Origin of the sequence: Nonomuraea rhizosphaerae (assembly GCF_019396405.1) — a bacterium.
Taxonomy (GTDB): domain Bacteria; phylum Actinomycetota; class Actinomycetes; order Streptosporangiales; family Streptosporangiaceae; genus Nonomuraea; species Nonomuraea rhizosphaerae.
The window spans coordinates 1-10,049 of the sequence record NZ_JAHKRL010000542.1; the positions used below are offsets into that span (position 1 = coordinate 1).

At 69.2% G+C, this 10,049-nt stretch carries 8 protein-coding genes; 6 read left to right on the plus strand and 2 right to left on the minus strand.

Annotated features, from left to right (window positions below):
- The 4 genes from KME77_RS28090 to ilvC all read left to right on the plus strand — a co-directional run.
- A partial coding sequence (locus KME77_RS28090) for a putative bifunctional diguanylate cyclase/phosphodiesterase (RefSeq protein ID WP_219471993.1) occupies positions 1–2,462 on the plus strand: 2,462 nt, incomplete at its 5' end.
- A gap of 205 nt (positions 2,463–2,667) precedes the next feature.
- On the plus strand, positions 2,668–4,407 hold the full coding sequence (locus tag KME77_RS28095) for an acetolactate synthase large subunit (protein ID WP_246610877.1): 1,740 nt from the start codon (positions 2,668–2,670) through the stop codon (positions 4,405–4,407).
- Complete coding sequence (gene ilvN, locus KME77_RS28100; protein WP_219471995.1) at positions 4,400–4,924, plus strand: acetolactate synthase small subunit; 525 nt, start codon at positions 4,400–4,402, stop codon at positions 4,922–4,924. The genes KME77_RS28095 and ilvN overlap by 8 nt, the downstream gene beginning before the upstream one ends.
- A 23-nt stretch (positions 4,925–4,947) precedes the next feature.
- Positions 4,948–5,931: a ketol-acid reductoisomerase gene (gene ilvC, locus KME77_RS28105; protein WP_219472000.1), complete on the plus strand. Its 984-nt coding sequence runs from the start codon at positions 4,948–4,950 to the stop codon at positions 5,929–5,931.
- Between the two features lie 168 nt (positions 5,932–6,099).
- Here the strand turns inward: ilvC and KME77_RS28110 are convergent, their stop codons facing one another.
- A complete protein-coding gene (locus KME77_RS28110; protein ID WP_219471996.1) occupies positions 6,100–7,311 on the minus strand; it encodes a methyltransferase domain-containing protein in 1,212 nt (403 codons plus the stop codon).
- Positions 7,312–7,576: 265 nt separating this feature from the next.
- On the opposite strand from KME77_RS28110, the gene KME77_RS28115 reads away from it, so the two are divergent.
- The gene (locus KME77_RS28115; RefSeq protein ID WP_219471997.1) at positions 7,577–8,143 is read left to right on the plus strand and encodes a dienelactone hydrolase family protein; all 567 of its coding nucleotides are present in this window, start codon (positions 7,577–7,579) and stop codon (positions 8,141–8,143) included.
- A gap of 76 nt (positions 8,144–8,219) precedes the next feature.
- Here the strand turns inward: KME77_RS28115 and KME77_RS28120 are convergent, their stop codons facing one another.
- Positions 8,220–8,567 carry a putative quinol monooxygenase gene (locus tag KME77_RS28120; RefSeq protein WP_219471998.1) on the minus strand — a complete coding sequence of 116 codons (348 nt, stop codon included), beginning with the start codon at positions 8,565–8,567 and terminating at the stop codon, positions 8,220–8,222.
- A gap of 234 nt (positions 8,568–8,801) precedes the next feature.
- On the opposite strand from KME77_RS28120, the gene KME77_RS28125 reads away from it, so the two are divergent.
- Positions 8,802–9,959 carry a methyltransferase domain-containing protein gene (locus KME77_RS28125; RefSeq protein WP_219471999.1) on the plus strand — a complete coding sequence of 386 codons (1,158 nt, stop codon included), beginning with the start codon at positions 8,802–8,804 and terminating at the stop codon, positions 9,957–9,959.
- Positions 9,960–10,049: the final 90 nt, after the last annotated feature.

The following is a 10,049-nucleotide window of genomic DNA, read 5'->3' on the forward strand; positions in this document are numbered from 1 at the left end:
GGATCGGCGCCGAGCGACGCTCGGCGGCGATGGGCGCCCGCTGGATGGGCATCGGCGCCGTCATCTGGTCGGCGGGGATGGGGGTGCGGCCGATCGTCGACAGCTCGAGCGTCGCGGTCAGCTTCGCCGACCTCCTGGTGCTGCTCGGCACGGTGCTCACCGCGGGCGGCGCGCTCATCGCGGCCCGGCGCAAGCTGCCCGCCATGGTGGCGCTGCGGCACGTCACCGACTCCTACGTGTGCGCCGCCTCGCTGTTCGTGATCGCCTGGGTGGTCGCGCTGAAGCAGGTCTACATGGACGTGGGCGACCCGGCCATGTTCACCTTCACCATGCTGCCGCCGATGATCGCGCTGCTGCTGACCTGCCTCGTCATCCCCTCGGTGATCACCAGCCGGACCGCGTCCTGGCCGCTCGGCCTGGCCGGCGCGGGCGTGCTGGCCACCACGACCGTGGCCGGGATGGCTGACGCGGCCGCCCGGCTGACCGGCGGCGAGCCGCCGATGTGGAGCCTCATGATCGCGCCGGTGGCGTTCCTGCTGCTGGCCGCCGTGCCCTGGGCGCACCGCCCCGACGAGCCGCGCAACCCCGCCGGCGGACTCGGCAACGTGATGGCCCTGGTGCCGCTCGTGCTGGTCGCCGTCGCCACCTTCACGCTCCTGGTGCACCTGGCGGGCAGCACCCCGCAGACGCCGGTCACCGGCGTGGTCGTGCTGACCGCCTCCGTGGTGCTGCTCCTGGTCGTCCGGATGTTCGTGCTGGCCTCGGCCAACATCCGGCTGCGCGGCAAGGTCGCGCTCGGCGACAAGCAGCTGCGGGAGCTGGCCGAGAGCACCGGCGACGTGGTGCTGATCGTCGACTACGAGGGCGTCGTGCACGAGATCGGCGCCGGGGTCGAGGTCACCTACGGCTACTGCCCCGACGAGCTGGTCGGCGGGTCGATCTTCGACTACCTGCACCCCGAGGACGTGCCCGGCATCCAGTCCGCGCTGCGCGCGATGGGGCTCGACGAGGAGGTGCCCAGCCCGGGCTCCTGCCTGATCGCCTGCCGGGTGCGCGCGGCCGATGGCACCTGGCGGCCCACCGAGTCCGTCGCCACCCGCCACGTGGGCGGCGAGGACCAACTCCTGGTCACCACCAGGGACATCAGCGACGAGGAGGCCCTGCGCAACCAGGTCGCCCACCTCACCTTCCACGACGGCGTCACCGGGCTGCCCAACCGCTCCTACTTCGAGGAGCGTACCCGCGAGGTGCTGTCCGGCCGGATGGCCGGCAACGTCGCGGTGATCTTCCTGGACCTCGACGGCTTCACCTCCGTCAACGACTCCGTCGGCCACGCCAGCGGCGACTACCTGCTCGGGCAGGCGGCCCGCAGGCTGCGCGGGGCCGTACGCCCCGACGACACGCTCGCCCGATGGGGCGGCGACGAGTTCGCCGTGCTGCTGGAGACCGGCGGCGAGGCGCAACTGGCCGTCGACCTGGCCGAACGGCTGGTCAGAGCGGTCTCCCAGGAGCCGTTCCGGGTGGCCGACCGCGACGTGGCGCTGACCGCGTCCGTGGGCGTGGCCTTCGCCGAGGACGAGATGCCCTCCGGCGACCTCATCCGCAACGCCGACGTCGCCATGGCCAGGGCCAAGGAGCTGGGCGGGCGGCGGGTCGAGGTGTTCGCCGCGCAGATGCACGCCGACGTCGTCCGCCGGCTGGAGCTGGCCGCCGACCTGCAGCGGGCGCTGATCGAGCACCAGTTCGCCATCGAGTACCAGCCGGTCGTCGACCTCGCCACCTCGCGGGTGACCGCCGTGGAGGCGCTGGTGCGGTGGTGGCGCGGCTCGGAGTTCGTGCCGCCCGACCAGTTCCTCGGCCCGGCCGAGGACACCGGCCTGATCGTGCCGCTGGGCGAGTGGATACTGCGCGAGGCGTGCCGCGAGGTGGCCGCCTGGCGGGCCTCCTCCTGGGACATCGGGCTGTCGCTCAACCTGTCGGCCCGCCAGATCACCGCCCCGCGCTTCGTCGAGACCGTCGAGGAGGCGCTGGCCGAGAGCGGCCTGCCCGCCTCCGCGCTCACCCTTGAGGTGATCGAGGAGATGCTCGTCGAGGACGCCGAGGAGACCATCAAGCGGCTGTCCGAGCTGCGCGCCCTCGGCGTGCGGCTGGCCATCGACGACTTCGGCACCGGGTACGCGTCGCTGGCGTTCCTGCGGCAGCTCCCGGTCGACATGATCAAGATTGACCCGTCGTTCGTCTCAGGCCTTGGGATGGACGAGACGCTGACCCTGCTCACCCGCACGATCGTGCGGCTCGGGCACGACCTCGGCCTCATCGTGGTCGCCGAGGGTATCGAGCGTCCCGAGCAGCTCGAACTCCTGCGGGAGATGGGCTGCACCAGAGGGCAGGGCTTTCTGGTGGCGCGCCCGATGGCGGCTCGTGGAGTCGACTCCCTGATGAGAACAAGTCTCACGGTTTGAGACATCAGTCCCACCAAGTTGACATCATGGCCTCAGGAGGGGCTAAGGTGTGGCCATGCTTCGCAGTGAGATCCTCGTAGTACTTCGCCGGCGCGCAGGCCGATAGCGAAGCACGACGACCTGCGCGCCGCCCCAGTCCCACCCCCCGGGTGGGAGAGGGGCATTTTTTATGTCCTCATCGTGTAGCCACGCAAGGAACGAGCCGATGACCGAACGGATGACAGGTGCACAGGCCCTGGTCAGGGCACTGGAGCACGTGGGAGTCGACACCGTGTTCGGGATCCCCGGCGGCGCCATCCTGCCCGCCTACGATCCCCTCTACGACTCGACCAAGGTCCGGCACGTGCTCGTACGGCACGAGCAGGGCGCCGGCCACGCGGCCGAGGGGTACGCGCAGGCCACCGGCAAGGTCGGGGTGTGCATGGCGACCAGCGGCCCCGGTGCCACCAACCTGGTGACGCCCATCGCCGACGCCTACATGGACTCGGTGCCGATCGTGGCGATCACCGGCCAGGTGGCCAGCGGGGCGATCGGCACGGACGCCTTCCAGGAGGCGGACATCTCCGGCATCACCATGCCGATCACCAAGCACAACTTCCTGATCACCAACGCCGACGACATCCCGAGGACCATCGCGGAGGCCTTCCACATCGCCTCCACCGGGCGTCCCGGGCCGGTGCTGGTCGACATCTCCAAGGACGCGCTGCAGGCCGACACCACGTTCTCGTGGCCGCCCGTCATGCAGCTGCCGGGCTACCGGCCGGTCACGCGGCCCCACTCCAAGCAGATCCGCGAGGCCGCCAAGCTGATCGCCGAGGCCAGGCGGCCCGTCCTGTACGTGGGCGGCGGCGTGCACAAGTCCGGCGCCTCGCCCGAGCTGCTGCGGCTGGCCGAGCTGACCAACATCCCGGTCATCACCACGCTGATGGCGCGCGGCACGTTCCCCGACAGCCACCCCCAGCACATGGGCATGCCGGGCATGCACGGCTCCGTCACGGCCGTCGGCGCGCTGCAGAAGTCCGACCTGATCATCGGGCTGGGCGTGCGCTTCGACGACCGGGTGACCGGGCAGCTCTCGTCGTTCGCGCCGTACGCCAAGGTCGTCCACGCCGACATCGACCCCGCCGAGATCTCCAAGAACCGCCACGCCGACGTGCCGATCGTGGGCGACTGCAAGGAGGTCATCGCCGACCTGATCGGCGCCGTCGAGGCCACCGGCCGGCAGGGCGACTACGCCGACTGGTGGAAGCTGCTCAACGGGATGAAGGAGACCTACCCGCTGGGGTACGAGGAGTTCGAGGACGGCTCCCTGGCCCCCCAGTACGTCATGGAGCGGCTCAGCGCCATCGCCGGCCCCGACGCGTACTACGTGGCCGGCGTGGGACAGCACCAGATGTGGGCCTCGCAGTTCATCGGCTACGAGAACCCCGGCACGTTCATCAACTCCGGCGGCCTCGGCACGATGGGCTTCGCCGTCCCGGCCGCCATGGGCGCCAAGATGGGCAGGCCGGACAGCACCGTGTGGGCCATCGACGGCGACGGCTGCTTCCAGATGACCAACCAGGAGCTGGCCACGTGCGCCCTGGAGGGGGTGCCGATCAAGGTCGCGGTCATCAACAACGGTAACCTCGGCATGGTCCGCCAGTGGCAGACGCTGTTCTACGACCAGCGCTACTCCAACACCGATCTCCAGACGACGCGCAGGATCCCCGACTTCGTCAAGCTCGCGGACGCCTATGGTTGTGTCGGCCTGCGGTGCGAGCGTCCCGAGGACGTCGACGCGACCATCAAGAAGGCCATGGAGATCACCGACGTGCCCGTGGTGGTCGACTTCGTGGTCCACCAGGACGCGATGGTCTGGCCGATGGTCGCGGCGGGCACGAGCAACGACAACATCAAGATCGCCCGGGACATGGCGCCGAATTGGGAGAGCGAAGATGAGTAGGCACACGCTGTCTGTTCTTGTCGAGAACAAGCCCGGTGTGTTGGCGCGGGTCTCCGCGCTGTTCAGCAGGCGCGGCTTCAACATCGACTCGCTGGCCGTCGGGCAGACCGAGCACGACGACATCTCCCGCATGACCATCGTCGTCAGCGTCGAGGAGCTCCCGCTGGAGCAGGTCACCAAGCAGCTCAACAAGCTGGTGAACGTCCTCAAGATCGTCGAGCTGGACACCTCGCAGTCCGTGCAGCGTGAGCTCATGCTGATCAAGGTCAAGGCCGACTCCGACAGCCGCTCCCATGTGCTGGAGCTCGTCCAGCTCTTCCGGGCCCGCTGCGTCGACGTCGCGTCCGACGCCGTGACCATCGAGGTCACCGGCACGCCCGACAAGCTCGAAGCCTTCGTCAAGGTGCTCGAGCCGTTCGGCATCAAGGAGCTCGTCCAATCGGGCATGGTGGCCATCGGCCGCGGCGCCCGTTCCATCACCGACCGGTCCCTCAGGGCACTGGACCGTACCGCCTGAAAGGTTTTGCAGAAGTGACCGAGATTTTCTACGACGACCAGGCCGACCTCTCGATCATCCAGGGGCGTCACGTGGCCGTGCTGGGGTACGGCAGCCAGGGCCACGCCCACGCGCTCTCCCTGCGTGACTCGGGTGTCGACGTGCGCGTCGGCCTTCCCGAGGGCTCCAAGAGCCGCGAGAAGGCCGAGAACGACGGCCTGCGGGTCGTCACCCCCGCCGAGGCCGTCGAAGAGGCCAACCTCACGATGATCCTCGCGCCGGACCACATCCAGCGCCACCTGTACGCCGAGGCCGTCGCCCCGAACCTGGTCGAGGGCGACGCGCTCTTCTTCGGCCACGGCCTGAACATCCGCTACGGCCTCATCGAGGCGCCCGAGGGCGTCGACGTGTGCATGGTCGCCCCCAAGGGCCCCGGCCACCTGGTGCGGCGGCAGTTCGAGGCCGGGCGTGGCGTGCCGGTCCTCGTCGCCGTCGAGAAGGACGCCTCCGGCAAGGCCCTGGACCTGGCGCTCTCGTACGCCAAGGGCATCGGCGGCACCCGCGCCGGCGCGCTGCGCACCACCTTCACCGAGGAGACCGAGACCGACCTGTTCGGTGAGCAGGCCGTGCTGTGCGGCGGCGTCTCCGAGCTGATCAAGGCCGGCTTCGAGACCCTGATCGAGGCCGGGTACCAGCCCGAGGTCGCCTACTTCGAGTGCCTGCACGAGATGAAGCTCATCGTCGACCTCATGTACGAGGGCGGCATCTCCAAGATGTACTGGTCCGTCTCCGACACCGCCGAGTACGGCGGCTACACGCGCGGGCCGCGCATCATCAACGACGAGACCCGCGCCGAGATGCGCCGGATCCTGGGCGAGATCCAGGACGGGACGTTCGCCCGGCAGCTGGTGGAGGAGTTCGACAGCGGGACCAAGGAGTTCCAGCGGCACCGGGAGGAGCTGGCGGAGAACCCGATCGAGAAGACGGGGGCCAAGCTGCGTCCGATGATGAGCTGGCTCAAGGCCTGAGGGGCCTTCACCGGCATGGTCCTCGCTCCGCTCGGGCGCCTTCCCGCGGAGCGAGGGCTGCGCCCTCGCGGGCGTCACCGTCGTTTCTTCGGGAGCGTCACCATCGGTGGCATGCGGCAAGCACGATCAGCCCGTGCTTCGTCCTCGGAGTGTGGTGGCGCTTGTCGCTCATTCAGCAGGCCGTAGATGCGGCCCTGAGGCCGGGGCGGGCACCGGCAACCTCCACGGCCTTTCCTCCAACCTCACCACCTGAACACTCTCCGGACGCGCCTCGAAGGTGAACTGAGACCAGTCAGGCCGTCCCGCCTTCTCCCACACCACATACGCGTCCTCAACCCGGTCCCAGAGCCGCTCCGGCCCCCCTTGCTCCACCCATCGGCTTCCGTCGAAATCGGGCTCGTGAATCTCCGCCCAGGAGCCGTCGTGCCTTTTCAACCCGGTGATGATCCGCCCGTCCTTACCGGTGACCCGATAAAGGCGCGCACGCGGGACATGCAATTCGGCCAGGAATCCGAACGCCGGATCGGCGAGAAGCTCCGGCTCCAGAAGCGTCCGCCCGCAGCTCGACTCGCCGTCGCGCGCCGCGTCCAGCAGCGTCGGATGACGTGAAGGCGCGAACGTGGCCCACCGCGTCAGGAATCGGCCGTGCGCGGTGTTCCCTTCACCCACTTCGGCGAGCAGCATCGCCCCGCCGAGCATCCCTCCGATGTGGACGAGAATCCGCCCGCCGGGCCTGGTCTGCTCGATCCAGGCCGCCGGGACGTATCCCAGCCCGAACGTGGAAATGACGCGATCATAAGGGGAGTCCGGCGGATATCCATTCCGGCCGTCGCCCGTCACGACGGTGGGGTGGAGTCCGATGGCCGCAAGCCGTTCCCGCGCCAGGGCGGTCAGGTGGGCGTCGATGTCGATGCTGGTCACGCGGTCGGAGCCCAGTCGCTCGCCGAGCAGCGCCGCGTTGTAGCCGGTCCCCGTTCCGGCCTCCAGCACGCGGTCACCGTCACCGAGGTCGAGCGTTTCCAGCATCCAGGCCATCAAGCCCGGAGAAGTCGAAGAACTCGACGGGCATCCCGGCCCGCTCTCCTCGGCGAACAACTCCTCCACCGGGTGTCCGTTGATCTGGGTCGGAAGCGCCTCGTTGGAGTAGACGCCGTTGAGCCATTCGTCATGCCGTGCCGGATCGCCGCTGCTCAGCAGGGCGTAGCGCGTCTCTTCCGGAGATTCTTCGGCGCGGGCGAAATGAGGGACGAAAACGTGCCGTGGAACGGCCGCGAAGATCTCCCGCCAGCCGGGGTCGGTGATGTCGCCGGATTCCACCAGTTCATCGGCGAGTTTCCCGGCCAGTTCCGCCGCTGCTGGTTCGCCCTCGAACCGATTCACAGTCCTGCCTTCGCTGCTGTCTTCGGTCTGTGGCCGCGTACATCATCGCCTGACGTGAGCGAGAAGGCGGTAGGTGAATCTCTCTGCTCTTCGGCGATCCGTAGTCCGGAGATTACGCAGAGAAAGCATCGCCTGTCCAGGCTCCCCCGAAGGCGTCGAGGCATCCGCCAGAAGTGACCTGATAAGTCCAATCATGAGGCGGTGGTGATGGTGAGCGGATCGCGCTCGCCGACGTGCATCGGTGCTGATGGGAGAGGATGACGGGATGGCTCACATTGTTCTGTTCCATTCCGTGTACGGGCTCCGCCCTGTCGAACGCGCTGCCGCCGCCCGTTTTCGTGCCGCCGGGCATGAGGTTGTCACGCCTGACCTGTACGCGGGTGAGGTGGCCACGACGATCGAGGACGGGTTCTCCCTGAAGGATCGGATCGGCTGGGCGGCCATCGTGGAACGCGCTCGCGGTGCGGTCCGGGAACTGCCGGCGGACGCCGTTCTCGCCGGTGTCTCGATGGGCGCCGGAGTGGTCGGGTCCTTGCTGGCCGAGCAGCCGGACGCGGCCGGTGTACTGCTCCTCCACGGGATCACCGACATTCCCGCGTCGGCGCGGGCCGGCCTGCCCGTACAGGTGCACGTCGCCGACCCGGACGCGTTCGCGCCTCCCGCCGCTGTCACCGCCTGGGAGAAGGGCGCGGTGGACGCGGGCGCGGCCGTGCAGGTCTTCACCTATCCGGGTGTCGGGCACTTCTACACGGATGCGAGTCTGCGTGATCACGACGCGGAAGCGGCCGAGGTCACCTGGCGGCGGAGCTTGCACTTCCTGGGTGACCTGTGAGTGCTGACTCGGGCAGACGTCCCAGCATGGTTGGGAGGGCTGCGTGCGGACGGACTTCGGCCCTGGTTCCGCCTCCTCAGGCTCCATCGAGGTCGGGGTACACGGTGGCCTGAGGATGGGCGTCGGCCCACTGGCGGATGTCGGGGCCGACGGGGCCGTGGAGTTCGGCGTAGGTCATGTCCGCGCATCGGGCGGCGCGTTCCAGCAGTTTCACGGCGTGTTCGTTGTGCGCGAGCGCCGCCGCCGGGTCGGCGTACTCCTCCAGCACCATGTAACTGCCCGGGCCGGCGGAGAACCACCGGAACGTGAGTGTCCCGGGCTCCTGTTCCGCCTGCTCGACCAAGGCGCGGGCGACCTCCTCGAACTCCGCCGCCTGGCCGTCATGGACGTCGAACCGTGCGCGTACGAAAATGCTCGATCCCATTTCCGCAGCATAGAGACGCGACCGCCGCTGCCTCCAGAGGGTTCGGCCTCCGAAATGATCGACCTGCTTCCGGTTCGGTTGAAGCTCCGGCAGGTCCACACGGTGGAGAGCGCGCCTGTGTGATCGCCCGACCTGGTTGCCGAAAGCCTTTGGTGATCGTACGGTCACGAAAAGCGATCATCTGGCGGGGGAGTCGGGCATGGGCAACAAGTACGGCGGCAGTGGTGGCAAGAAGTGATCGACATCGCCGGTCGTACGGAGGCGCTGATCGCCGAGGTCGGCGTCATCGTGCCCGTCGGGGACCGCATCCGGGCCGCGTTTCACGCCATCCCCCGTCACAGGTTCATCCCAGCCCGCGCGCTGGCGTACTTCGGTCAGGAGGACGTCCGCCTCATCGACCGCGACGCGGATCCCGCCTCCTGGTGGGACGCCGTGTACAGCGACACCAGCCTCGTCACCCAGCTCGACGACGGCGCCACCCACATCTCGGCCGGATCCGGGGACTACACCTCCTCGGCCTCCGCCCCGAGCACCGTGACCAGCCTGCTGCGGCGGCTGGACGTCGAGCCCGGGCAGCGTGTCCTGGAGGTCGGCACCGGCACCGGGTGGACCGCCGCGCTGCTGTCGCATCTGGCCGGTGAGCGCGGCAGCGTGACGTCGATCGAGGTCGATCCCCAGGTCGCTCGGCAGGCCGCCAAGAACCTGAGTGACGTCGGCGTCAGCCCGCACCTGGTCGTGGCCGACGGTGGCGCGGGTCATCCGCGGGGGCGGCCGTACGATCGGGTGCACGTCACCTGCGGTGTCCGTGACGTCCCGTACGCGTGGATCGAGCAGTCCCGGCCGGGCGGGGTCATCGTCCTGCCGTACTGTCCGGGGTTCGGCAGTGGCCACGAGCTGCGGCTGGTCGTCACGCCGGACGGCAGCGCGTACGGCCGCTTCCCGGGCTCGGCCGACTACATGATGATGCGTTCCCAGCGCGACCCGGCCGACCGGGCGGCGCGTACACCCGGGGACAAGCATCACCTCACCACCCGCGTCGACCCGCGCACGATCGCCTTCGCCCCGGCGGGTGCGGATCTGGCGATCACGGCGCTGACCGGGCTGACGTCGGAGAGCGCGGCGGATCATGACGAGGACGGTGAGGTGTACCGGCTGTGGCTGTCCGACCCCGCCGACCCGTACTCCTGGGCCGTCGTGGACTGGCGACCGGAGGCGGAAGAGTACGAGGTCTACCAGGTGGGGGACCGGCCTCTGTGGGGCGAGGTGAGTGACGCGTACTTCCGGTGGGTGAGGTGGGGGGAGCCGCACCGCGACAGGTTCGGGATGACCGTCACCGGCGACGGGCAGCGGATCTGGCTGGACGAGCCGGCGCGCGTGCTCGGCCCCGGCTGAGGCCCCTGCCGCTCAGGGGGCGCGGAGCTGCGGGAGGCGGGAGTTGACGTCAATTTCGCCGCCGGGGCCGTGGGCTCCGGACAGCCCGAC

What these genes read in the sequence shown, in the direction of transcription:
- KME77_RS28095 (WP_246610877.1), top strand. Translation starts at nt 2,668, where the DNA reads ATGACCGAACGGATGACAGGTGCACAGGCCCTGGTCAGGGCACTGGAG.
- ilvN (WP_219471995.1), top strand. Translation starts at nt 4,400, where the DNA reads ATGAGTAGGCACACGCTGTCTGTTCTTGTCGAGAACAAGCCCGGTGTG.
- KME77_RS28115 (WP_219471997.1), top strand. Translation starts at nt 7,577, where the DNA reads ATGGCTCACATTGTTCTGTTCCATTCCGTGTACGGGCTCCGCCCTGTC.
- KME77_RS28120 (WP_219471998.1), bottom strand. Translation starts at nt 8,567, where the DNA reads ATGGGATCGAGCATTTTCGTACGCGCACGGTTCGACGTCCATGACGGC.